Origin of the sequence: Pseudomonas corrugata (genome assembly GCF_001269905.1) — a bacterium.
Classification (GTDB): domain Bacteria; phylum Pseudomonadota; class Gammaproteobacteria; order Pseudomonadales; family Pseudomonadaceae; genus Aquipseudomonas; species Aquipseudomonas corrugata.
This window is the reverse complement of sequence record NZ_LHVK01000007.1, coordinates 83,611-106,163: the sequence shown is the minus strand read 5'-3', so window position 1 is coordinate 106,163 and position 22,553 is coordinate 83,611. Positions and strand designations below refer to the sequence as shown.

Here is a 22,553-nt window from a genome sequence, read left to right as displayed (position 1 = left end):
CCTGCGACTCTCTATTTGCGCAAAAAGCGAGCAAGTCTACACCCCTCGGCGGGGCAGGACAAAACTCAGCAGAAACAATGCCGCGGCGCTGACCACGATCGACGGGCCGGCCGGGGTGTCCTTGAACCACGACAAGGCCAGCCCGCCACACACCGCAAGCATGCCCAGCAGGCTCGCGCCCAGGGCCATCTGCTCCGGCGAGCGGGCGTGACGTTGTGCCGCGGCCGCCGGGATGATCAGCAATGAAGTAATCAGCAACACCCCGACGATTTTCATCGCCACGGCAATCACCACGGCAATCAGCAGCATCAGCGCCAGCCGCAGCCCGGTCACGGGCAGGCCTTCTACCCGGGCCAGTTCTTCGTGGACGGTGACGGCCAGCAAGGGTCGCCAGAGCGCTACCAGCAACAGCAGGACGGCTGCACTGCCACCCAGGATCCAGGCCAGATCCGTCGGACTGATGGCCAGCAGGTCACCGAACAGATAGGCCATCAAGTCGATCCGTACTTCACGCATGAAGCTCAGCACCACCAGCCCGAGGGACAGGGTGCTGGGTGCAAGGATACCCAGCAGTGTGTCGGACGCCAGGGGCTGGCGCTGTTGCAGGGTCACCAGCACCACTGCCAGCAACAGGCAACCGACGGTCACCGCCACCGTTGGGCTGACATCCAGCAGGAACCCCAGCGCTACACCCAGCAATGCCGCATGGGACAAGGTATCGCCGAAATAGGCCATGCGTCGCCAGACCACGAACGAGCCCAGGGGACCGGCCACCAGCGCGAGGGCCAGGCCTGCGAGCAGGGCATACACCAGAAAATCAGCCATGCTTGCAGCCATCTCCATGAATGTGGGGGGTAACAGGTGCACCGATGACCACCGAGCCGTGCAGGTCATGGGCGTGGTCATGGTGGTGGTGATAGATCGCCAGGCTGGGTGCGTTCTTGCCGAACAGTTCGACGAACGCCGGGTCGCCGCTGACCTGCTCGGGATGCCCGGAACAACAGACATGACGATTGAGGCAGACCACCTGGTCGGTGGTGCTCATGACCAGGTGAAGATCATGGGAGACCATCAGCACACCGCAGCCGTGACGGTCGCGCAGGCGGGTGATCAGGCTGTACAGCTCGGCCTGTCCCGCGACGTCGACCCCTTGTACCGGCTCGTCGAGCACCAGTAGTTCAGGCTCGCGCAGCAAGGCACGGGCCAGCAGTACCCGCTGCATTTCACCACCGGAGATGCTTTGCACCGGGTTGTCGATCACGTGCTCGGCGCCGACTTCGTTGAGTGCCGCCAGGGCCCGCCCGCGATCCACGCCAGGTACCAGGCGCAGGAAACGCAGGACCGACAGGGGCAGCGTCGGGTCCACATGGAGTTTTTGTGGCATGTAGCCGACCCGCAGCTTCGGCTTGCGCCAGACACTGCCGCTGTCCGGCTTGAGCAAACCCAGCACGGCACGCACCAGGGTGGTCTTGCCGGCGCCGTTGGGGCCGATCAGGGTGACGATCTGCCCCGGCTCGACGCTCAGGTGGATGTTGTCCAGCACGTTCTGCCCGGCGAACGTCACGGCCACCTGCTCGAGGCGGATCAAGGCATTGCTCATCAGGCCCCCTGGCAACCGGAGCAGAGACCGACCACTTCGACGGTCTGGCTGTCGACCACGAAGCCGACCTCCTTGGCACTGGCGACGATGGCATCGCTGATGGACTTCTGCTCCAGCTCGATGGCGGCGTGGCATTCGCGGCAGATCAGGAACTGGCCTTGATGGGCATGTTCGGGATGATTGCAACCGACAAAAGCGTTCAGGGAGGAAATTCGATGCACCAGGCCGTTTTCCAGCAGGAAATCCAATGCCCGATAAACTGTTGGCGGCGCGGCGCGGCGGCCGTCCTGTTCGCTGAGCACCGCCAGGATGTCGTAGGCGCCCAACGGCTTGTGGCTTTGCCAGACCAGTTCCAGCACGCGGCGTCGCAAGGCGGTCAGGCGCAGCCCCTGCCGTGCGCAGATGGCATCAGCCTCGGACAGCGCGCTATGCACGCAGTGGGAGTGATCGTGGGGACGACTGGCGAGTGGCGTAATAGGCATGGGCAGCGACGAGTTCAGTGAGAGACGTTATTATGTTACCCGTTCTCGCCTCTTCGAGTAGTTATCGTGTCCCGATTTTTTTCGCTCTTTGTCGCTTTTGTCGCAAGTTTTCTACTGATCGGTTCGGCCCAGGCCGAGGTCAAGGTCCTCACCAGCATCAAGCCGTTGCAGTTGATTGCCGCTGCGGTGCAGGACGGCGTGGCGGTTCCCGAGGTGCTGCTGCCTCCTGGAGCTTCGCCTCACCACTACGCCTTGCGCCCATCCGACGTACGCAAGGTGCAGTCGGTGGATCTGTTGTACTGGATTGGTCCAGACATGGAAGGTTTCCTGCCGAGGGTGTTGAACGGTCGTACGCTGCCTTCCGTCGCGGTACAGGATCTGCCGGGGCTCAAATTGCGGCACTTTACCGAGGACAGCCAATCCCATACCGACGATGATGGCGACGACCATGATCATGACCATCGTCCTGGCACGATCGATGCCCATTTGTGGCTTTCACCGATCAATGCACGGGTGATCGCCGCCAGAATGGCCGCTGACCTGAGCGCTGCCGACCCGGCCAACGCCGAGCGTTATCAAAGCAACCTCAAGGGCTTCAACCAGCGGCTCGATGCCTTGGATACGCGTCTCAAGTCTCGTCTGGCCGGGATTGCGGACAAGCCCTACTTCGTGTTCCACGAAGCGTTCGATTATTTCGAGGACACCTACGGGCTCAAGCACACCGGGGTGTTCGCCGTGGCCGCCGAGGTCCAGCCCGGCGCCCAGCATGTGGCGGCGATGCGTACGCGTTTACAGGCCGTGGGCAAGACGTGCGTGTTCAGCGAACCGCCCCTGCGCCCGCGCCTGGCCGAAACCCTGGTGGCGGGGTTGCCGGTGAAGCTTGCGGAGCTGGATGCGCTGGGCGGCTATACCCCGGCGACGGCACAGGGGTATGAGCAGTTGTTGGAAAAGCTGGGGAATGATTTGGCGGGGTGCCTGGAGTCGTTGTAACGTTTGATTGGCGACGATCCCGATCGCGGGCAAGCCTTGCTCCCACAGGGTAAAACACAGGCAGGCCTTGCTCCCACAGAGTAAACACAGACCTGTGGGAGCAAGGCTTGCCCGCGATGCTTTTACAGGGCAAAAGGCAGCGGTGTATGAACGTCCTGTCGCTGCGCCAACCGCTGCTGAAACTCCATCGGATCGTGGATCAACACGTCCTGTCCGGCAAAGGATTCGGCTGCGATCAGACGCGACAGCCAGAACCGCACGCACGCCACACGCAGCATGGTCGGCCAAAGCTCGGCTTCGGCGGCGGTGAAGGGGCGCAGCGCCGCGTAAGCGCCCAGCAACGCCCGTGCTCTCGGGCCATCGAGCACACCGTCGTCATCCGAGCACCAGTCGTTCAGGGCAATGGCGACGTCATACAGCATCGGCCCGGAGCAGGCGTTGTAGAAGTCGATCAACCCGGTCAGGTGCGTGCCTTCGAACATGGCGTTATCACGGAACAGGTCCGCATGGATGTTGGCGCGGGGCAGCGCAAGGATGGCTGTCTTCTGAGCCGATATTTCGTCCAGCGCCGCTTGCAGCAGCCGACGAGGCTCGGTAGCCAGGTGTGACAGCAGCTTTGCGCCCTCCTCCTGCATCCAGTCGAGGCCGCGATCGGTCTTGCGCTTGATCATGTGGTCCCGGGTTGCCAGGTGCAGACGCGCCAGCAACTCGCCGACCTGGGCGCAATGCTGCGCATTGGCCTGTTTGACATGCTTGCCAGCCAGGCGCGGTTGCAGCAGCGCCGGTTTGCCGGCCAGCTCCCTGAGCGCAACACCGTCGGTGGTGCGCAGCGCATAAGGCACCGGCAGATCGGCCTCATGCAGTACGTCCAGCAGTTCGATGAAGAACGGCATTTCCTGCACCGGGCCGCGTTCGACCAGGGTCAGGACGAATTCACCCTGCTCCAGACTGATAAAGAAATTGGTGTTTTCGCTGCCGGCGGCGATCCCCTGGAAATCAAGCAGGCGGCCGAGCCCGTAAGGGGCAAGAAAGGTTTCCAGCTCGGGCCGAGCCAGGGGGGTGAACACAGACATGGTTAAACTGCCAGTACGGGCGCCCTTTAGCGGGCGCCGGTTGAAATTAGGAAACTATTTCCACTCAAAGATCTTCCATGACGGGATCAGCATATCCGGTTGGTCCGAACGGATGAAGTTTGCATCAGTGCCGTCGGCGCGTACCAGAAAATAAGGTTTGCCGTGCTTGGGCGTGACCTTGATCGCATACAGGAAACCGTTTTGCCGGTACTCCTGGATGGTTTTATCGCCTTCCGTGCGAATGGTGACGGAAGGGTCTGCCGAAGGCGCGTCGTCCGCCGCCATGACGGTAAGCGGGGTGATCGCAAACAAGCCAGCCAGTAACAGGCGATTTAGTGTACGCATGATAACCTTGTCCCTTTGTCGTCAACGGTCCCGCTATTCTAGCTCCGGACCCGCCGAAAAGGTTGATCTTGCTCATGAGCCAAGCCCCCCTCGTCCTGGTGGACGGTTCTTCTTATCTGTACCGCGCTTTTCATGCGCTGCCACCGCTGACCACATCCAAAGGCCTGCCGACCGGGGCGGTCAAGGGCGTGCTGAATATGCTCAAGAGCCTGCGCAAGCAGTATCCGGACAGCCCGTTCGCCGTGGTGTTCGACGCCAAGGGCGGGACGTTTCGCGATGCGCTGTACGCCGAGTACAAGGCCAACCGCCCGAGCATGCCCGACGACATGCGCGTGCAGATCGAACCGCTGCATGCCAGCGTCAAGGCCCTGGGCTTCCCGCTGCTGTGCGTGGACAACGTCGAAGCCGACGATGTCATCGGTACCCTGGCCCGCAGCAGCGCCGCAGCCGCCCGCCCGGTGGTGATCTCCACCGGTGACAAGGACATGGCTCAGTTGGTCGACGGGCACATTACCTTGGTCAATACCATGACCGGTAGTTCGCTGGACGTGGCTGGCGTAAAGGAGAAATTTGGTGTCGCTCCGGAGCAGATCATCGATTATCTGGCATTGATGGGCGATTCTTCCGATAACATCCCGGGCGTTCCGGGGATCGGGCCCAAGACCGCCTCCGGCTTGCTGGTAGGGGTCAACGGCGGCCTGACCGAGTTGTATGCGCAACTGGACGTCGTTCCCACGCTGCCGATTCGCGGCGCCAAGACCCTGCCCGCCAAGCTCGAAGAACACAAGGAAATGGCGTTTCTTTCCTACGAGCTGGCGACGATCAAGACTGACGTGCCGCTGGATGTCGGCCTCGACGACCTGCAAATGGGCCCACCGGACCACGAGAAGCTCGCCGAGCTGTACACCTTGCTGGAGTTCAAGAGCTGGTTCGAAGAAAACCAGCGGGACGCCAAGCGTCTCGGCCAGGAAATCGTCGAAGTGGCCGACGAACAACCCAGTGGCACCGAGGCGAAGTACGAAGTCATTCTCGATCAGGCGCGCTTCGACGCCTGGCTGGCCAAGCTCGAGCAAGCGCCGCTGTTTGCGTTCGTCACGGAAACCAGCGGTGATGATCCGCAGCATGCGCAACTGGTCGGGTTGTCGTTCGCCGTTGCGGCCCACGAAGCGGCTTACATTCCGCTGACCCATTCCTACATGGGCGTGCCGGAGCAGCTGGACCGTGACACGGTGCTTAAAGCTCTCAAGCCGTTGCTGGAAAACCCCGACAAGCTCAAGGTCGGCCAGCACGCCAAGTTCGAGACCAACATCCTGGCCAACTGCGCCATTGGTGGCGATCAGGACAACGGCATCGTGGTCCAAGGCGTTGCCTTCGACACTATGCTGGAGTCCTACGTGCTGGACTCCACCGCGACCCGTCACGACATGGACAGCCTGGCACTCAAGTACCTGGGGCAAAGCAAGACCGATTTCCAGGACATCGCCGGCAAAGGGGTCAAACAGCTGACCTTCGACCAGATCTCCCTGGAACTGGCCGGCCCTTACGCTGCCGAAGATGCCGACGTAACCTTCCGGTTGCACCAGGCCTTGCAGGAAAAGCTGGCGGCAATCCCGAGCCTGAACAAAGTACTCAATGAGATCGAGATGCCGCTGATGCCGGTCCTGGCTCGCATCGAGCGTCAGGGCGCGTTGGTGGATGCCAATCTGCTGGGCGCGCAGAGCGTCGAGCTGGGCGAGAAACTGGTGGCGTTGGAGCGTGAGGCGTTTGCCATCGCCGGAGAGGAATTCAACCTCGGCTCGCCGAAGCAATTGGGCGTGATCCTGTACGAAAAGCTTGGTTTGCCGGTGCTCAGCAAAACCGCCAAGGGCCAGGCATCCACAGCCGAAGCGGTGCTCGCCGAATTGGCCGAGCAGGACTATCCGCTGCCCAAGGTGCTGATGCAATACCGCTCGCTGAGCAAGCTCAAGAGCACGTATACCGATCGCCTGCCGGAGCAGATCAACAGCCGTACCGGCCGCGTCCATACCAACTATCAACAAGCCGTTGCCGCGACCGGACGGCTGTCGTCCATCGATCCGAACCTGCAGAACATTCCGATCCGCACCGCCGAAGGTCGACGGATCCGGCAGGCGTTCGTTGCACCGAAAGGCTACAAGCTGCTCGCGGCGGACTATTCGCAGATCGAGTTGAGGATCATGGCGCACCTGGCCAAGGATGAAGGTCTGCTTCACGCGTTCCGCAACGATCTGGACGTTCACCGGGCCACTGCCGCCGAGGTGTTCGGCGTCGAGCTGGAGGCCGTCAGCCATGACCAGCGTCGCAGCGCCAAGGCGATCAACTTTGGCTTGATCTACGGCATGAGCGCCTTTGGTCTCGCCAAACAGATCGGTGTCGATCGCAAACAGTCCCAGGCCTACATCGACCGCTACTTTGCCCGCTACCCGGGCGTACTGGAGTACATGGAACGCACCCGCGCGCAGGCCGCCGAACAGGGTTTTGTCGAAACCATTTTCGGCCGTAGGCTCTACCTGCCGGATATCAATGCAAAGAACCCGGCGCTGCGCAAGGGGGCTGAGCGCACGGCGATCAACGCTCCGATGCAAGGCACCGCTGCCGACATCATCAAGAAAGCGATGGTGGCCGTGGATCGCTGGTTGTCGACCTCAAGGCTGGATGCGAGGGTCATCCTGCAGGTACACGACGAACTGGTGCTGGAAGTACGGGAAGATCTGGTCGAGCAGGTCAGCAAGGAAATCCGCCAGCACATGAGCGCCGCCGCCACGCTGGACGTGCCGCTGCTGGTGGAAGTGGGCGTGGGCAACAACTGGGATGAGGCGCACTGAGGCGTGACGAACTTCTGGGGGCTGCTTTGCAGCCCGGCGGGGATAAATCCCCCCGCCACAATGGAATGTCATTGCCTGCGAGGGGTGAGTAAGAAATTTCCTAAGGTCATTTCAAAAATAATCTGAACTAAACCCATGAAATGCTACTCAGAGATTCTGAATGGCTGGTGAAGCCCTTCAATGCTCCTATGTTGTGTTAAGTGTTGGCAGATATCTGGACCCCGCCCTAGCGGTCCGGAACTTGGACCCCGAACTTCCCCCTCCCCATACGAAGTCCGGGGTTTTTTTTGCCTGCGATTCGGCTTATTCGGCCTCTTCGCTGCCCTTGTCCGCGAGCTCCATCCAGTCGGCCAGCACGGTATAGGCTTCTTCGAGGCCCATGCGCTTGGGTGCCGAGAACAGCTGGATGGTGATCGCATCGCCCCAGCCCTTGCGGATTTCCGACTGCACTTTGAGAAGCGTGTTCTTGGCCGCACCGTAGGTGAGCTTGTCCGCTTTGGTCAGCAGGATGTGCATGGGCATGCCGCTGGCGACCGCCCAGTCCAGCATCAGCGTATCGAAGTCGGTCATCGGATGGCGGATGTCCATCATCAGGATCAGACCCTTCAAACTTTCGCGACTGCCCAGATAGGCTTCCAGGTGGCGCTGCCAGTGTTGCTTGAGCGGAATCGGCACCTTGGCGTAGCCGTAGCCGGGCAGGTCGACCAAACGGCGTTCATCGTCTAGTTTGAAGAAGTTCAGCAGCTGCGTGCGACCTGGGGTTTTCGAGGTGCGTGCCAGGCTTGCATGGGTCAAGGTGTTCAGCGCGCTGGATTTGCCGGCGTTTGAACGCCCGGCAAACGCTACTTCGAAGCCTTCGTCGTCGGGGCATTGATCGACTTTGGCGGCGCTGAGCATGAAGGTGGACTGTTGGCACAGGCCAAGGATGGGGTTCTTCAGTTGCATGGGATTTCCGATGTGGGTGGCGTCGGGAATGGACGCGGCAAGCTGTGTCGTTTCCGTTTCAGTGACGCCAGTATATAATGCCGCAGATTTTGTGTGCGCTTTGTCCCAGCGAAGGATGAGGCTCACGAGAGCGACCGACCTGAATGCGCACAAGAACGCAGCTTGCTCTCAACCCTGAAAAGGTCGTTTTATGACGAAATGGCTGCTAGCTGCCGGTGTCCTGATGCCGCTTTACAGCGCTCAGGCTACACAGGATCCGGAAGCTGTGTACAACCGTGTTTGTGGTGCCTGTCATTCCGGCCAACTCCCAACGGCGCCCCGCAAGGGCGATCAGGAAGCTTGGACGCCGAGGTTGGCGAAAGGTATGGGGACGCTGGTGCAACACGTGACCCAGGGTTTCAAGGCGATGCCGCCGCGTGGTTTGTGCATGGACTGCAGTGCCGAGGATTACCAAGCCATCATCCAGTGGATGAGCGAGTGAACCCGGTCCATAACTCTTTAACCCTTAGCCGTAGTTGGATTAGCTGATGAACAAACTGATCGTGAGTCTGCTGTTGACCTTGGGGATATCCGGCGTAGCCCACGCCGCTGGCGATGCCGCCGCCGGTCAGGCGAAAGCCGCCGTTTGCGGGGCCTGCCATGGGCCGGATGGCAACAGCGCAGCACCAAACTTTCCGAAACTGGCGGGCCAGGGCGAACGCTACCTGACCAAGCAATTGCACGACATCAAGTCGGGCAAGCGTACCGTTCTGGAAATGACTGGCCTGCTGACCAACCTGAGCGATCAGGACCTGTCGGACATCGCCGCCTATTTCTCCAGCCAGAAAGGCAGCGTCGGCGCCGCCGACCAGAAACTCGTGGCCCGCGGTGAGAAGCTGTTCCGTGGCGGTGACCTGGAAAAAGGCCTGCCGGCCTGCACCGGTTGCCATTCGCCGAACGGTGCCGGCAACGCCGCTGCCGGCTTCCCGCACCTGGGCGGTCAGCATGCCCAGTACGTGGCCAAGCAATTGACCGATTTCCGCAAGGAAGAAGGCGGTCGTGCCAACGACGGCGACGCGATGCCCATGCGCACCATCGCTCGCAAGCTGAGCGACGAAGATATTGCAGCTGTCGCCAGCTACATCCAGGGCCTGCACTAAGGTCTTTGAGCGGCGTTGCGAGGGGTGTATACCGCTTGTAACGTTAACGCTCGATTAATCTGTCGATGCAAGCATCAAAAGGGTGGCTTTGGCCGCCCTTTTTTGTGGCCGCTGCCGTTACACTAAGAACTTGAACCCGCCATGGTCTGTCTGAGAACACACCTCGCGAGGCCACCTATTTGTCCAGGAGTAAAGCATGCGTAATCTGATCATCAGCGCCGCGCTCGTCGCCGCCAGCCTGTTCGGCATCGGCGCTCAAGCCAACGCCGAGGAATCGAAAGCCCCTTACGTCGAATTGAGCAACTCGGTTCCGGTGGCCGTGCCCGGCAAGATCGAAGTGGTGGAGCTGTTCTGGTATGGCTGCCCGCACTGCTACGCTTTCGAGCCGGTGATCAATCCATGGGTCGATAAGCTGCCTTCGGACGTGAACTTCGTTCGCATCCCTGCCATGTTCGGCGGCCCGTGGGATGCCCATGGCCAGATGTTCCTGACCCTCGAGGCCATGGGTGTCGAGCACAAGGTTCACGCTGCGGTGTTCAACGCGATCCAGAAAGAACATAAAAAGCTGACTGACAAAAATGACATGGCAGACTTCCTGGCAACCCAGGGCGTAGACAAGGAGAAATTCCTGGCGACCTTTGACTCTTTCGCCGTGAAGGGCCAAATCGTCAAAGCCAAGGAGCTGGCGAAGAAGTACGAGATCACCGGCGTACCAACCATGATCGTCAACGGCAAATACCGCTTTGATATCGGCTCTGCCGGCGGCGCGGACGAAGCGCTGCAACTGGCCGACAAGCTGATCGCCAAAGAGCGAGCGGCAACCAAGGCTGTTGCCAACTAAGCGCGGGCCACGTCATGGCTCGCTGGAGCACCGAACGCATCGTTGGCCTGCATGAGCCGCGGGTCAACGAGCATCATGTCGCGTCCACGGGCCTGCCCACCGACAGTCGTTTGCGATTGCTCAGCTTCAACATCCAGGTTGGTATCAGCACCGAACGCTACCGACATTACCTGACCCGGGGTTGGCAACATCTGCTGCCACACACCGGGCGTGCCGGTAACCTGCAGAAAATCGGCGATCTGCTGAAGGATTTCGACCTGGTGGCCTTGCAAGAGGCCGATGGCGGCAGTCTGAGGTCGGGCTACGTCAACCAGGTGGAGCATCTGGCCCAACTGGGTGCGTTTCCCTACTGGTATCAACAACTCAATCGCAACCTCGGCCGTCTCGCCCAGCACAGCAATGGTGTGCTGAGTCGCCTGCGGCCCTGGGCGATCGAAGACCATCCACTACCGGGTCCCAAGGGGCGTGGAGCGATCCTTGCGCGCTTCGGCGAAGGTCCGGAGGCATTGGTCGTGGTCATGATGCACCTGGCCCTCGGGGCGCGTACCCGGACGATGCAACTGGCCTATATCCGTGAATTGATCGGTGGGTATAAACATCAGGTACTGATGGGAGACATGAATACCCATGCCAGCGATCTGCTGCAGACGTCGCCACTGCGTGACCTCGGCCTGCTCGCGCCCCAACTCGAAGCGACATTCCCCAGCTGGCGCCCCCAGCGCTGCCTGGACCATATACTGCTGAGCCCGACCCTGACCCTTGAGCGTGTCGAAGTTCTGGCCCAGCCCATTTCCGATCACCTGCCGGTTGCAGTCGAAATTCGTTTACCGGGTTCGCTCACGGCTGACGCATTGCCTGCGCTGAGTTCTGCCCCTTGCGGACCCGATGAATGAGCGACGACGCCGAACGCTGGAGAGAGAAGTACCTCAAGAGCATTGAGCAGCAGGAAAAGCTGGAGCGCCGCTGGGGCGCTCGGCTCGATTTGCTGCGCCGTGGCCTGGTACGCAGTACCCTGGCCGCCGAAGGCACGGACCGGGCCGTTGATCAATGCATGAAAGAGATGCGCGAAGTGGTGCGCACCGATGACATGGACGCCGCCCTCGCCGCCCTGTTGCCACGCCTGGAAAAAGCCGTGCTGGATTCCGAGCAGCGCCGCGAGACCCGGGTCGAACAGATGAGCACCGCGTTGACTGCGTTGGTCGCTCAGTTGCAGACCCTGCCGCTGCCGAAGGACGTTCGCCGGCCGCTGAAAAAGTTTGCCAAGCATCTGGAGACGCGAGTCGACCAGGCCCGGGAAATTCCCCTGCTGCTCAGCGAGTTGAGCGACTTGCAGGGCAAGGCGCTGAGTGTATTGGAGGCGCCTGCCGAAGCGAGTCGTCCCGGCCTGCTGCAACGGTTGTTTGGTGGCCATGGTCATGAGGAGGTGGCACCTCAGCCCCACGAACCCGTTCCGGACAGCGTTGCGCCTGTGCCCTTGGCGACACCGATCGAAGCGCCACCGCCAGCGCCGACGCAGCCGATGACCGTTACTGCACCGGTCATGTCGACGGTGGAACAGGCCAGGCCCGTTGATGAAGCCCCCGAACCGGTGGCCTTCATTCCGCCGATGCTCGACCCAGCTCCGAAGTCGATCACCGACAATGCCCCGCCGGTTCTCGAGCCGGAGGAAGCCACTGGGCCTGTGCCGACTGCCACGCAGCCTACTGTCACAGAGCCTACGGTTGCCGCCGCTGCGCTGGAGAATCCCGACGAGCTGGTGTCCGAAGCGCTATCAACCGATGAAGCACAGCCCCCCGATACAGAACCTGATGAGCCGTCGACAACCGTCGCGCCAGTGGCTGCTGATTCGGATGAGGCCCATTACGCCCTGCCCGACTCCCCGGAACCCTCCTACAGTTCGGTGGCAAGGCACATCGAAGACACCCTGCTGGGCCTGCTGGGCGACCTGACCCTGCCTGAGCGTCATCGTCCTCAAGCCGAGGCCATGGGTGAACGCCTTCGAAATGGTCTGAACTGGTATGAATTGCTACCGATTCTCGACGATTTCGCGACGCTGATGTTGGCCGTGACGGACAGCGGTCAGCATGAATTCGAAGCGTATCTGCAACGTCTCAATGATCGCCTGGAGTCCTTCCAGAGCAGCCTGCGTGCCGCCAGTGAAGGCCATGCCGACAATCGTTCGGCCTCCAGGGAAATGGACACCCAGATTCGCGAGCAGGTCGATGGCCTGCAAAGCAGCATGCAGGAAGCCGACGATCTGGAAGGTCTCAAGCAGGTGCTGGAGAACCATCTGGAAGGCCTGCTCGGTACGATGGATCAGCACCAGAAGCAGCGTGATCAGCGCGAGCAGGAGGTTTCCAGTCGCCTCAAGAGCCTGGCCGAGCGCGTCGCGGTGATGGAACAAGAAGCCCAGGTCGTGCGTGAGAATCTGGAAGAGCAGCGCCAAAAGGCGCTGATAGACCCGCTCACCGGGCTGCCCAACCGTGCCGCCTGGGCCGAGCGGCTGGAACACGAAGTCGCTCAGTGGCAGCGGCACGGCAACAGCTTGTTGCTGGCGATGCTCGACCTCGATCACTTCAAGCGCATCAATGACAATTACGGGCACCTGGCTGGTGACCGGGTATTGAAGATCATTGCCACCGTGCTGCGTAAACGTCTGCGGGGCAGCGACTTCATCGCTCGCTTTGGTGGCGAGGAGTTTGTCCTGCTGGTGCCCGACACGCCGTTGGCATCGGGCGCCAAACTGGCTGAGGTCCTGCGCGCGGCAATCGAAGCCTGCCCGTTTCACTTCAAGGGCGAGCCGGTAACGATCACCGTGTCCATGGGCATGACCGCGTTCAAGCCGGGTGAACACAGCGATCTGGTACTTAAAAGGGCCGATCAGGCGCTATATCGGGCAAAATCTGCCGGGCGTAACCGAGTGGAACTGGGCTGAGATCAATTGTTCCATTCTGTTTAATCCTGGAAGGCAATCCAGATCCTTGCACAGTGATACGTTACACTGTTGCATTATTCGCCATCCGTAAACGCATTCGCGCCATGAAAACTGTCTCAATCATTGTATTTTTGCTGGCCCTGGCCGGTTGTGCCAGCGGCCCCCGGATTGATACCAGCCACCCGTCGGCCAACCAGGACAGCCGTATCCAGTTCGTCGTGGTGCATTACACCTCGGCCTCCCTGGAGCGGTCCCTGGCGCTGCTGACCCACGGTGAGGTCAGCGCCCACTACCTGATCAGCGACGACAAGGATGCGACCATCTACAAGCTGGTGGATGAAAGCCGGCGCGCCTGGCACGCCGGGGACAGCGAATGGCAGGGTCGGACCTGGCTCAACTCCAGTTCCATCGGTATCGAGATCGTCAATCCGGGGTACCTCGACACCCCCACCGGGCGTCTCTGGTATCCGTATAGTGAAGCCCAGGTCCAATCCTTGATCGCATTGCTCAAGGACATCACCCGGCGCAACGCGATCAACCCAATCAACATCATCGGACACAGCGACATCGCCCCCCTGCGCAAGCTTGATCCGGGGCCGTTGTTCCCCTGGAAGCGCCTGGCGGAAGCAGGCCTGGGCGTCTGGCCGGACGAACAGGCAGTGGCACGCCAGCAGGCTTCCTTCGTAGCGCAACTGCCGAGCGCCACGTGGTTCCAGACCGAGTTGGCCCGCCTCGGCTATCCAACTCCCCGGACCGGCGACTGGGACGTGGCTACCCGCCATGTGCTGGCCGCCTTCCAGATGCGTTATCGACCGACCCGGTTCGACGGTATGCCTGACGCGCAAAGCGCGGCGATCCTGCAGGTGCTCAACAGGACAAAATAATGACGCCTGTCCGATGATAAAGGCCGATTCCCAATCAGGGGCTATAACTCATTGGTAACTTTCGGATTACCAATCGATGAAGGCTGCCCGCGAAACGCTGCACAGCTGGCTCCATCGCCCTCTCTTCCTGGCGACGGTTGCGGCTGCCCTTAGTACGCTGCTGTTGCTGGCGGGGAGCCTGTTTGTGGTCGTGCAACAGACCCAGCAGCGCGAAAGCGACCAGATGAATGCCCAAGGCGAACGCTTCCTGCAAAGGCTGGAGCAGCTTTTCGGACAACTGCGCGAAAGCCTTGATGACCTGCAAGCCCAACCGCTGCGTGGGTGCGACGAGGAAATGATTGCGACCTTGCAACAGGCCAGCTTCAACTATCGCTTCGTCTACGAGGCGGTGTATGTCGACAGTCGCGGTGCCTGCTCCAGTCGTCCACGCCAGAGCGGATTGTCCCTCGCCCGTGCCCCTGACTTACGGGGGCCGACCTATAGTTATTGGCTAAACACCACCACTGAGCCCGACGAAAACCGCGCCGTGTTGATGTTGGGACGCGGTAATTTTCGGGTCGCCACTTCCAGAGGGCATCTGACCGACGTGGTGGACCTGCCGCCAGGCAGCAGCCTGCTGGTGGTCCTGGACCATGGTGAGCGTGCCGTTCCCGTGCTGGGTACCGATCAATACTGGCCACCCACCGAGCCTTGGCCTCCGAAAAACCGCAATGCCCTGCAGGTGACAGCGACCCGGTTGATCTATCGCATGCAGACCGACAGCCCGGAATATCAGTTGGTGCTGATTGCCCAGCGCAACGGCTTTCATATTCCGGCCAACGCCTGGTGGATGCTGCCCACCAGCCTGATACTGGGCCTGGGGATCGGTTTTCTGGTGTTCCTCCTGGCGCGTCAGCATCAATCCATGGATGCCGAGCTGCATGGGGCCATCCGTCGGGGCGAGTTCCAGGTGCTTTATCAGCCGATCTTCGACTTGCACAGCCGCAACTGTGTCGGTGCTGAAGCCTTGTTGCGCTGGCGACGACCGGACGGCACCTTGACCAGTCCCGATCTGTTCATTCCCATGGCGGAAGATACCGGGCAGATCCGCCAGATCACCGACTTCGTCTTGCAGCGGCTGTTTGATCAGTTGGGCCAGCTATTGCGAGCCAATCCGCAGCTCTATATTTCCGTGAACCTGGCGGCGTGCGACGTGATGGTACCGCGCATCGGTGAGGTGATTGCGCGCTTGCTGGCGCGGCATCGGGTGTCGGCGCGGCAGATTGCCTTTGAAGTAACGGAGCGCGGGCTGATCGATGTGCTGGTTGCCAGGGATAACCTGCAGTCGTTGCGGGATGTGGGCCATCAAGTACTGATTGACGATTTTGGCACCGGTTATTGCAGTCTGGCTTACCTGCAGACGCTGCCGGTGGACTGTCTGAAAATCGACAAGGCCTTTATCGATGCCCTCGGCCACGACGCCGCCAGCAGTGGCGTGGCGCCGCACATCATTCGTATGGCTCACGCGCTGGAACTCAAGGTGATCGCCGAAGGTATCGAGCACGAGGCCCAAGCGTCATACCTGCGTAGCGAAGGCGTCACGTTCGGCCAGGGTTGGCTGTTTGCCCATGCCCTCAGCGCCGTGCAGCTTATTGAGCTGATTACCCGCGGGCGACGACTGGTCGGAAGGCGCCTGGATGATGAGGCCTAGACACTTACGGCTTCAAACCGTCAGCGCCATGTAGAACTGCGTACCCTGCCCTGGCCTTGAATAAACACCCATGCGCCCGCCATGGAGCTGCACGATCTCCTTGCACAGGGCCAGTCCGAGGCCTGCGCCCCCTTTTTTGCGTCCGACCTGGACGAAAGGTTCGAAGATTCGCCCTTGTTGGCCATAGGCAATGCCTTCGCCATTATCTTCGACGCTGATGATGACCCGCTCACCATGGCGCCGGGCCTGCAAGCGGATCTGGCCGTTGTCGCCGGTGTGACGCATGGCATTGTCGATCAGGTTATCCAGCACCCGTTCCAGCTGCGCCGCATCGGCGTGCAGGCGTGGCAGCGGACCTTGGATCGCCACGAGCAACTCGATGCCCTTGGCTTGGGCCTGGGCGGCAAATCGCAGGCGGGTCGCCTCCAGCAGGTCTTCGATGGAGCAAGGTGCCAGGGTCAGCTTTTGCAGGCCGTTCTGGTAGCGCGAGAAATTCAGCAGGTCATTGATGAGCTGCATCAAGCGCTGCATCTCTTCATTGACGGTGTCGAGCAGGTCTGCTTCGCGGGAGTCTTCAGGGAAATGAACGCGCTCGCGCAACAGGCCGAACGCCATGTGCATACCGGTTACCGGTGTGCGCAGCTCGTGGGAAGCCCGCAGCACGAACTCACTGCGTACCCGTTCGAAGGCACGTTGTTCGGTGACGTCGTGCAGCACCATCACTGCCCCGAGAATATGTCCCTGGGTATGGCTGACAGGCGTAAGGCTGTAGGTCAGCAGTCGGGATTCGCCATCCACTTCGATGCCCAGATCGTCCGGTGCCCGTTCCAGCGTTCCGCCGCGCAGCACCAGGTGCAATTCCTCATCCAGATCAGGGCGGCCAAGCGCCTCGCCCAATCCCTGGCCCAGGCGCTCCTCATCCCAGCCCAGTTGTCGTTGAGCCACCGGGTTCAGGTGCTCCAGGCGGCCCTGGCGGTCGATCATCAGCAAGCCATCGTCAATGCTGTCCAGTACCGCTTGCAAGCGCTGCTGGCCGGCCAGCAGCTCATCGACGTTGGTGGCCTGGTGCTCTCGCAGGGCCTGGGCCATGATTCCGAAACGACGCGTCAGCAGGTTCAGTTCAGGGGTAGAGGAAACCGGCAACGTTACTTCGAAATTGCCCTGGCCGATGTCGTCCGCAGCCGAAACCAGCGCCTCGATCGGTGTCCCGAAACGCCGGGCGATGCCATGGGCCGTAATGAAACCGATGACCAGCACCGCCGCTCCTACCAGGCCCAGCAGGCCGGAAATCAGAAACGCCCGGTCACGGCCGCGGGTCTGAGTGTCGCTGATGTTGGTCAAGGCATGCCGGTACCCTGCGATCAGCCCTTTACGCAATACATTGAATTTCTCGGTGAGGTCCTGGATGCTCGTGAGCTGGGACGGCTGCTGGCGAGAGGCTGCAAAGGCCTCGAGGAACCCGAGATAGTCGGCCTTGGCCTGGGTGAAGCTGGTCGTCGGCTCGTCCAGGCTCTGTTCGTGGGCAATGCCCTCCTCCAGCAGACCGAAATATTGCCGCTTGGAATCTTCGAGCGCGGCGAGGTCGGGTTTGTCATCGAGCATGATCATCAGCTGGTCGCCCAGGGTCTGGCGTAGCTTGAGACCCAGGTCCAGGAGGACGAAGTTGTCGCGCACCGATTTTTCCTGGGTATTGGCCATTTGCATCACGCCGACCAAGCCAAGCAGCAATCCCAGCAACGCCACCGTTATCAGCGCCGAGATACTGAGAAACAGTCGAGTGCGCAGCTTCATCGCCAGTTTCATAAGGTACCGCTCATAGGTTGTATTGCTTGCGTTTGCGATACAGCGTGGAGGCGTCGATGCCCAGGGTCTTGGCAGCCTGGTCCAGCGTATCAGCCGTGGCCAGCACGGCACCGATGTGGGCTTTCTCCAATTCGTCGAGGCTCAGCGCGGCGCCGATTCGCGGTGCGTTGTTGACCGTTTGCTCGGCCATGCCCAAATGACTGATCTCAACTTTTTCCTGGGGGCATATGATGCTGGCGCGCTCCACTACGTTACGCAGTTCCCGGATGTTACCCGGCCAGCGATAGCCTAGCAGCGCTTCACGGGCCTCATCGCTGAATCCCCGGGCTGGACGGGCATATTCCTTGACGAAGCGGGCCAGGAAACGGTCCGCCAGGGTCAGGATGTCTTCGGCGCGCTCGCGTAGCGGCGGCAAGTGCAGCGTAATGACATTCAACCGGTAGAGCAGATCCTCCCGAAAACGTCCGTCGCGGACCATGTCTTCAAGGTTCAGGTTAGTCGCTGCGAGGATCCGTACATCGGCCCGGCGGGTGACCGGGTCGCCGACCCGTTCGTATTCCTTGTCCTGGATGAAACGCAACAACTTTGGTTGCAACGTCAGCGGAAAATCGCCGATCTCATCGAGAAACAGTGTTCCGCCATCCGCCTGGTTAACCCGCCCCAGCGTACTCTCGCTGGCACCGGTGAACGCGCCACGGCTGTGACCGAACAACTCGCTTTCCATCAGCTCGGTCGTCAGCGACGGACAATTGATGGTGACACAGGATTTTTTCGCGCGTTTGCTCCAGCCATGGATCGCTCGGGCCAGTTCTCCCTTGCCGGTACCTGATTCGCCAAGGATCAGGATATTGGCGTCGGTGCTGGCCACTTGGCGGGCGGTCTCCAGCACCACCTTCATAGCCGGGCTGTGGGAGTCGAGGCCGTCCTTGGGTTTGCGCATCTCCCCTTCCAGTGCCTCCAGCCTTGCCGACAACTGGCGGACTTCCAGTTGTTTGGCGGTCGCCAGACGCAATTGGTCCGGGCTGCATGGCTTGACCAGATAGTCGGCGGCACCGGCCTGGATCGCGTCTACCGCAGTGTCGACAGCCGAGTGGGCGGTGACAATCACCACGCGCATCCACGGTGCCTGGATGCGCATCTGGGCCAACACATCCAGGCCGTTGTCTTCCCCCAGGCGAAGGTCGAGAAAGCACAGATCGAATACCTGGCGCTGCAACAAGGTATCGGCCTGGGCGGCGCTGTTGGCGGTGGCAACGGTATAGCCTTCGTCTTCCAGGCAATAGCGGAACGTACGCAGGATGGCGGACTCATCGTCTACCAGCAGAATGCGGCCTTGATGCTCAGTGGCTGATTCCATTTTTCCTACGCTCCTTTAATGAATGATGTTGGTTAGTGTCAGAAAAATCGGGCAAGTTGCATGGTCGATTCTGAGCGAATATTACCTATAGAAAGCGCCACGGTGAGCTGTAGAAGTCTAAAGACCTGATTTACGTATAGTTTCTGGGGTTCGTTCGCCATGAGTGGTCAGACCTGCTCATTCCGACCGCCGTTCTCGAACAGCAATTCAAAAAGAATCTGCCCGTCTCTCTCTCCCTCGTTCGTGCAATACGCACGACTGCGCTTCGGGCCATCGTGCAGGATGCGATTTCCCTGTTTTTATAAGCACGTCTAACTCACTGATTAATAAAGTATATTTCTAGGTAAATTTCTGGCATGACGTCTGCAATGGTCTGGTCATCGTGGCGTTAAAGCGCCTAACCAGATCACCACCCGGGGTGGGGAGGAATTCCAGGATGAATTTGCAACGTGCCGCCCGATTACCTGTCACCCCCCTGCAGATTCAGCAGGGGCTGTGGGCTGTTCTGGCATTGCTGGTAACCCTCGTGGTTAGCCAGCAACTGCTCCTCTGGCACTACAGCCAACAGCCCGAGCCAGTACAGGTGTCGATGCATCGAGCGCCTCAAACCCACTTCAGTGCGGTAAGCAGTGTTGCCGAAGCGTCTGCCTCAATGCGGATGATGGATGTCGATCAGGCTCAGCCGGTGACCGACGTGCCCCGTCAGGAACGCTGGGTGTTTTGACTCGACCGTGCGTCCGACATGTCCGGAACCATTCCAACCAGTCTTTCACTAAATAGAAAAGCGTAAGGAGAATCACCATGTTGAGTTGGGCAATTACCTTCCTGATCATTGCCATCATCGCTGCAGTGCTGGGCTTCGGTGGTATCGCAGGCACTGCCACGGGCATCGCCAAGATTCTCTTTGTCGTGTTCCTGGTGATGTTCATCGTCTCCTTCTTCTTTGGCCGTCGCGGCCGAGGTTGACCATGAATGCTGTATTGAAAGGACTGGCCGCCGCCCTGCTCCTGGGCGGCAGTGCCACGGCAATGGCTGCCAATGACGGACAGATGCGGGTCAATCAATTGCTTCAGGCTGACGCGCAATACCGTGAAACCTGGCAGCACGTCGTCAAGAAAGAAGAGCGTCTGCCGGAATGGGTGATGAATCTGTCGGGCGATTCGGAACAGATGAACGCTGTCGAGGAAGACGGTGACAAGTATCTGGTGGGCCCGTTGTGTGAAACCCACGCCACATGCCGTAATGAGCGCCTGTTCGTCGCTTTCAGTTTCGACAAGGATGAGGCCTACGCTTTGCTGGTCGAGGTGCCCGCCGGGCTGCCCGCCGACAAGTCGCCGACCCGTCATGCCAACTACCGCTTCCTCGGCAATCCCGATGACGGTATGCAAGAACTGTTAATGGAACAACTCAAGAAAGATCCAGACTGGTACTGATTCTGGAATACGGGAAAAGCAGCCTTGCTTTTCTCCCTGCACAGCCCGAGGAGGGCCGATGCATGACCAGGGGGCCGGGACGTTCTGACTGTTCAGGGTCGGAGTGACCTACGGGCACAAGGGGTGCCTGCGAAAGGGCCGGGTCAGGAAAAAGCTGCGACGCAGGTTCGCGAAACCGCAATGGCTTGGCGAACCTGCGTAGAGCTTGGCAAGCAGGAAGCCCGTTCCAGAGCGGCTTGTTCTCAGCACCTCATGATCACAGATCCGATGCGGCATTTTGTCCTGTCACTTCCATCTCTTTCCTGACGTCTGACCGTATATCGGAGAGCTTTCCGGCCATTGCGGTCGCTTTCGGCTGCCCGGTTCGTCGGTTTTACCGGCGGATGAAACAAAGCCCGGCTACGCTGAAACCGCCGGTTCACGGCATTTATGCCTGCTGAAATGTCGCATTCGAACCGTTTGGGACGCAGGTTTTGTTTTGAAAATCCTATGCCGATTCGGCATAGGGTAGGCGTTTACGGCATTAGACGATCCCCCCTCGCATCGCAATAGTTGCGCCTTTTTTCGCCCGCCAGTAAGCCGCCAGCGCGCGCTCGGGTGACCTTATACGGGGGCGGGAGCACGACTTGTATCGCCATTGGCGGTTCGATTTGCGCTTCTGTCCGAGTCCAATCGAAGTAAGGGTAATGATATGAAGAAGGCAAGATTAAGCCTCGCCTGGCAGATCCTCATCGGTCTCGTGCTCGGGATTGCGCTGGGCGCGCTGCTCAACCATTTCAGTGCCGAGAAGGCCTGGTGGATCAGCAACGTGCTGCAACCGGCGGGCGATATCTTTATCCGTCTGATCAAGATGATCGTGATCCCGATCGTGATCTCCTCGCTGATCGTCGGCATTGCCGGGGTCGGTGATGCGAAGAAGCTCGGGCGAATCGGCCTCAAGACGATCCTCTACTTTGAAATCGTCACCACCATCGCCATTGTCGTCGGTCTGTTGCTGGCCAACTTCTTCCATCCAGGCAGTGGCATCGACATGAGCACTCTGGGCACGGTGGATATTTCCAAGTATCAGGCCACGGCCGCCGAAGTGCAGCATGAGCATGCCTTCGTCCAGACCATTCTCAATCTGATCCCGTCGAACATCTTCGCGGCGCTGACCCGCGGCGAGATGCTGCCGATCATTTTCTTCTCCGTACTGTTCGGCCTGGGTCTTTCCAGCCTGCAATCGGACCTGCGCGAGCCGCTGGTGAAAATGTTCCAGGGCGTGTCGGAAAGCATGTTCAAAGTCACCCACATGATCATGCAGTACGCCCCGATCGGCGTTTTCGCGCTCATTGCGGTGACGGTGGCCAACTTCGGTTTCGCGTCTCTGCTGCCGCTGGCGAAACTGGTGATCCTGGTTTATGTCGCCATTGCCTTCTTCGCTTTCGTGGTGCTGGGGCTGATCGCCCGCCTGTTCGGCTTCTCGGTGCTCAAGCTGATGCGTATCTTCAAGGATGAACTGGTACTGGCCTACTCCACCGCCAGCTCCGAAACCGTGTTGCCGCGTGTCATCGAGAAGATGGAAGCCTACGGGGCTCCGAAAGCCATCTGCAGCTTCGTGGTGCCGACCGGTTACTCGTTCAACCTCGACGGTTCGACGCTGTACCAGAGCATCGCGGCGATTTTCATTGCCCAGTTGTATGGCATCGATCTGTCCATCAGCCAGCAATTGCTGCTGGTGCTGACGTTGATGGTCACCTCCAAAGGTATCGCCGGCGTGCCGGGCGTGTCCTTCGTGGTATTGCTGGCAACTCTGGGCAGCGTCGGTATCCCGCTGGAAGGCCTGGCCTTCATCGCCGGTGTCGACCGCATCATGGACATGGCCCGTACCGCATTGAACGTGATCGGCAACGCCCTGGCCGTGCTGGTCATCTCTCGCTGGGAAGGCATGTACGATGATGCCAAGGGCCAGCGCTACTGGAATTCCCTGCCGCACTGGCGCAGCAAGGAGCCGCTGCCGGCCGGCGAGCCTTCCAGTCGCTGATCCGAGATGTTGGTGAGAGCAAAAATACCTGTGGAGCAAAGCTTGCTCGCGATAGAAATCTGTCAGCCACATTGAGCCAGCAGACCTTTCGCTGATCGCGAGCAAGCTTTGCTCCCACAACGAATGCTCTGTGTACCCTGTCTGAACCCCGGAGAAATCCGGGGTTTGTC

At 60.2% G+C, this 22,553-nt stretch carries 21 protein-coding genes; 13 read left to right on the top strand and 8 right to left on the bottom strand.

Annotated features, from left to right (window positions below):
* Positions 1 to 36: 36 nt before the first annotated feature.
* The 3 genes from znuB to zur are packed head-to-tail and all read right to left on the bottom strand — an operon-like array spanning position 37 to position 2,082.
* The gene (gene znuB / locus AD665_RS10180) at positions 37 to 825 is read right to left on the bottom strand and encodes a zinc ABC transporter permease subunit ZnuB (protein ID WP_024778402.1); all 789 of its coding nucleotides are present in this window, start codon (positions 823 to 825) and stop codon (positions 37 to 39) included.
* On the bottom strand, positions 818 to 1,600 hold the full coding sequence (znuC, locus tag AD665_RS10175; RefSeq protein WP_024778403.1) for a zinc ABC transporter ATP-binding protein ZnuC: 783 nt from the start codon (positions 1,598 to 1,600) through the stop codon (positions 818 to 820). Before znuC ends, znuB begins: the two co-directional genes overlap by 8 nt.
* Complete coding sequence (gene zur / locus AD665_RS10170; protein ID WP_024778404.1) at positions 1,600 to 2,082, bottom strand: zinc uptake transcriptional repressor Zur; 483 nt, start codon at positions 2,080 to 2,082, stop codon at positions 1,600 to 1,602. Before zur ends, znuC begins: the two co-directional genes overlap by 1 nt.
* A gap of 66 nt (positions 2,083 to 2,148) precedes the next feature.
* Between zur and AD665_RS10165 the strand changes: the two genes are divergently transcribed.
* Positions 2,149 to 3,072, top strand: coding sequence for a zinc ABC transporter substrate-binding protein ZnuA (locus AD665_RS10165; protein ID WP_024778405.1), 924 nt, complete (start codon positions 2,149 to 2,151; stop codon positions 3,070 to 3,072).
* 122 nt (positions 3,073 to 3,194) lie between these two features.
* Here the strand turns inward: AD665_RS10165 and AD665_RS10160 are convergent, their stop codons facing one another.
* Both AD665_RS10160 and AD665_RS10155 read right to left on the bottom strand, forming a co-directional pair.
* Positions 3,195 to 4,145 (bottom strand): homoserine kinase, encoded by a 951-nt coding sequence (locus tag AD665_RS10160; RefSeq protein WP_024778406.1) that lies wholly within the window; start codon positions 4,143 to 4,145, stop codon positions 3,195 to 3,197.
* A gap of 54 nt (positions 4,146 to 4,199) precedes the next feature.
* On the bottom strand, positions 4,200 to 4,490 hold the full coding sequence (locus tag AD665_RS10155) for a DUF2782 domain-containing protein (RefSeq protein WP_024778407.1): 291 nt from the start codon (positions 4,488 to 4,490) through the stop codon (positions 4,200 to 4,202).
* Positions 4,491 to 4,564: 74 nt separating this feature from the next.
* Here AD665_RS10155 and polA point away from each other — a divergent pair, with 74 nt between their 5' ends.
* The gene (polA, locus tag AD665_RS10150) at positions 4,565 to 7,333 is read left to right on the top strand and encodes a DNA polymerase I (RefSeq protein WP_024778408.1); all 2,769 of its coding nucleotides are present in this window, start codon (positions 4,565 to 4,567) and stop codon (positions 7,331 to 7,333) included.
* Positions 7,334 to 7,636: 303 nt separating this feature from the next.
* Here polA and yihA read toward each other — a convergent pair whose 3' ends face one another.
* Complete coding sequence (yihA, locus tag AD665_RS10145) at positions 7,637 to 8,278, bottom strand: ribosome biogenesis GTP-binding protein YihA/YsxC (RefSeq protein ID WP_024778409.1); 642 nt, start codon at positions 8,276 to 8,278, stop codon at positions 7,637 to 7,639.
* Positions 8,279 to 8,468: 190 nt separating this feature from the next.
* On the opposite strand from yihA, the gene AD665_RS10140 reads away from it, so the two are divergent.
* The 7 genes from AD665_RS10140 to AD665_RS10110 all read left to right on the top strand — a co-directional run bounded on the left by AD665_RS10140 (position 8,469) and on the right by AD665_RS10110 (position 15,767).
* Complete coding sequence (locus AD665_RS10140) at positions 8,469 to 8,759, top strand: c-type cytochrome (RefSeq protein ID WP_024778410.1); 291 nt, start codon at positions 8,469 to 8,471, stop codon at positions 8,757 to 8,759.
* Between the two features lie 46 nt (positions 8,760 to 8,805).
* Positions 8,806 to 9,417: a c-type cytochrome gene (locus tag AD665_RS10135; protein ID WP_024778411.1), complete on the top strand. Its 612-nt coding sequence runs from the start codon at positions 8,806 to 8,808 to the stop codon at positions 9,415 to 9,417.
* Positions 9,418 to 9,613: 196 nt separating this feature from the next.
* The gene (locus AD665_RS10130; RefSeq protein ID WP_024778412.1) at positions 9,614 to 10,258 is read left to right on the top strand and encodes a thiol:disulfide interchange protein DsbA/DsbL; all 645 of its coding nucleotides are present in this window, start codon (positions 9,614 to 9,616) and stop codon (positions 10,256 to 10,258) included.
* 14 nt (positions 10,259 to 10,272) lie between these two features.
* Complete coding sequence (locus AD665_RS10125; RefSeq protein WP_024778413.1) at positions 10,273 to 11,151, top strand: endonuclease/exonuclease/phosphatase family protein; 879 nt, start codon at positions 10,273 to 10,275, stop codon at positions 11,149 to 11,151.
* Entirely contained in the window at positions 11,148 to 13,193 is a 2,046-nt protein-coding gene (locus AD665_RS10120; RefSeq protein WP_024778414.1) for a GGDEF domain-containing protein, read from the top strand. The genes AD665_RS10125 and AD665_RS10120 overlap by 4 nt, the downstream gene beginning before the upstream one ends.
* Positions 13,194 to 13,297: 104 nt before the next feature.
* The gene (locus tag AD665_RS10115) at positions 13,298 to 14,077 is read left to right on the top strand and encodes an N-acetylmuramoyl-L-alanine amidase (protein WP_053191970.1); all 780 of its coding nucleotides are present in this window, start codon (positions 13,298 to 13,300) and stop codon (positions 14,075 to 14,077) included.
* Between the two features lie 76 nt (positions 14,078 to 14,153).
* A complete protein-coding gene (locus AD665_RS10110) occupies positions 14,154 to 15,767 on the top strand; it encodes an EAL domain-containing protein (RefSeq protein ID WP_024778416.1) in 1,614 nt (537 codons plus the stop codon).
* A gap of 12 nt (positions 15,768 to 15,779) precedes the next feature.
* Here the strand turns inward: AD665_RS10110 and AD665_RS10105 are convergent, their stop codons facing one another.
* Positions 15,780 to 17,570: an ATP-binding protein gene (locus AD665_RS10105; protein WP_053191968.1), complete on the bottom strand. Its 1,791-nt coding sequence runs from the start codon at positions 17,568 to 17,570 to the stop codon at positions 15,780 to 15,782.
* A 10-nt stretch (positions 17,571 to 17,580) separates the two neighbouring features.
* Positions 17,581 to 18,927 carry a sigma-54-dependent response regulator transcription factor AlgB gene (gene algB / locus AD665_RS10100; protein ID WP_024778418.1) on the bottom strand — a complete coding sequence of 449 codons (1,347 nt, stop codon included), beginning with the start codon at positions 18,925 to 18,927 and terminating at the stop codon, positions 17,581 to 17,583.
* Between the two features lie 436 nt (positions 18,928 to 19,363).
* Between algB and AD665_RS10095 the strand changes: the two genes are divergently transcribed.
* The 4 genes from AD665_RS10095 (at position 19,364) to gltP (ending at position 22,383) form a co-directional block, all read left to right on the top strand.
* Positions 19,364 to 19,651 carry a hypothetical protein gene (locus tag AD665_RS10095; RefSeq protein ID WP_024778419.1) on the top strand — a complete coding sequence of 96 codons (288 nt, stop codon included), beginning with the start codon at positions 19,364 to 19,366 and terminating at the stop codon, positions 19,649 to 19,651.
* Positions 19,652 to 19,728: 77 nt separating this feature from the next.
* On the top strand, positions 19,729 to 19,893 hold the full coding sequence (locus tag AD665_RS26815) for a DUF1328 domain-containing protein (RefSeq protein WP_009041538.1): 165 nt from the start codon (positions 19,729 to 19,731) through the stop codon (positions 19,891 to 19,893).
* 2 nt (positions 19,894 to 19,895) lie between these two features.
* Positions 19,896 to 20,360: an inhibitor of vertebrate lysozyme family protein gene (locus AD665_RS10090; RefSeq protein WP_053191966.1), complete on the top strand. Its 465-nt coding sequence runs from the start codon at positions 19,896 to 19,898 to the stop codon at positions 20,358 to 20,360.
* 691 nt (positions 20,361 to 21,051) lie between these two features.
* Positions 21,052 to 22,383, top strand: a complete 1,332-nt coding sequence (gene gltP / locus AD665_RS10085) for a glutamate/aspartate:proton symporter GltP (protein ID WP_024778421.1) — start codon at positions 21,052 to 21,054, stop codon at positions 22,381 to 22,383.
* The last annotated feature ends 170 nt before the right edge of the window (positions 22,384 to 22,553 follow it).

Bases quoted from the DNA above. Each gene is read 5' to 3' on its own strand.
- znuB (WP_024778402.1), bottom strand. From the start codon at position 825: ATGGCTGATTTTCTGGTGTATGCCCTGCTCGCAGGCCTGGCCCTCGCG.
- znuC (WP_024778403.1), bottom strand. From the start codon at position 1,600: ATGAGCAATGCCTTGATCCGCCTCGAGCAGGTGGCCGTGACGTTCGCC.
- zur (WP_024778404.1), bottom strand. From the start codon at position 2,082: ATGCCTATTACGCCACTCGCCAGTCGTCCCCACGATCACTCCCACTGC.
- AD665_RS10160 (WP_024778406.1), bottom strand. From the start codon at position 4,145: ATGTCTGTGTTCACCCCCCTGGCTCGGCCCGAGCTGGAAACCTTTCTT.
- AD665_RS10155 (WP_024778407.1), bottom strand. From the start codon at position 4,490: ATGCGTACACTAAATCGCCTGTTACTGGCTGGCTTGTTTGCGATCACC.
- polA (WP_024778408.1), top strand. From the start codon at position 4,565: ATGAGCCAAGCCCCCCTCGTCCTGGTGGACGGTTCTTCTTATCTGTAC.
- yihA (WP_024778409.1), bottom strand. From the start codon at position 8,278: ATGCAACTGAAGAACCCCATCCTTGGCCTGTGCCAACAGTCCACCTTC.
- AD665_RS10140 (WP_024778410.1), top strand. From the start codon at position 8,469: ATGACGAAATGGCTGCTAGCTGCCGGTGTCCTGATGCCGCTTTACAGC.
- AD665_RS10135 (WP_024778411.1), top strand. From the start codon at position 8,806: ATGAACAAACTGATCGTGAGTCTGCTGTTGACCTTGGGGATATCCGGC.
- AD665_RS10130 (WP_024778412.1), top strand. From the start codon at position 9,614: ATGCGTAATCTGATCATCAGCGCCGCGCTCGTCGCCGCCAGCCTGTTC.
- AD665_RS10125 (WP_024778413.1), top strand. From the start codon at position 10,273: ATGGCTCGCTGGAGCACCGAACGCATCGTTGGCCTGCATGAGCCGCGG.
- AD665_RS10120 (WP_024778414.1), top strand. From the start codon at position 11,148: ATGAGCGACGACGCCGAACGCTGGAGAGAGAAGTACCTCAAGAGCATT.
- AD665_RS10115 (WP_053191970.1), top strand. From the start codon at position 13,298: ATGAAAACTGTCTCAATCATTGTATTTTTGCTGGCCCTGGCCGGTTGT.
- AD665_RS10110 (WP_024778416.1), top strand. From the start codon at position 14,154: ATGAAGGCTGCCCGCGAAACGCTGCACAGCTGGCTCCATCGCCCTCTC.
- AD665_RS10105 (WP_053191968.1), bottom strand. From the start codon at position 17,570: ATGAAACTGGCGATGAAGCTGCGCACTCGACTGTTTCTCAGTATCTCG.
- algB (WP_024778418.1), bottom strand. From the start codon at position 18,927: ATGGAATCAGCCACTGAGCATCAAGGCCGCATTCTGCTGGTAGACGAT.
- AD665_RS10095 (WP_024778419.1), top strand. From the start codon at position 19,364: ATGAATTTGCAACGTGCCGCCCGATTACCTGTCACCCCCCTGCAGATT.
- AD665_RS26815 (WP_009041538.1), top strand. From the start codon at position 19,729: ATGTTGAGTTGGGCAATTACCTTCCTGATCATTGCCATCATCGCTGCA.
- AD665_RS10090 (WP_053191966.1), top strand. From the start codon at position 19,896: ATGAATGCTGTATTGAAAGGACTGGCCGCCGCCCTGCTCCTGGGCGGC.
- gltP (WP_024778421.1), top strand. From the start codon at position 21,052: ATGAAGAAGGCAAGATTAAGCCTCGCCTGGCAGATCCTCATCGGTCTC.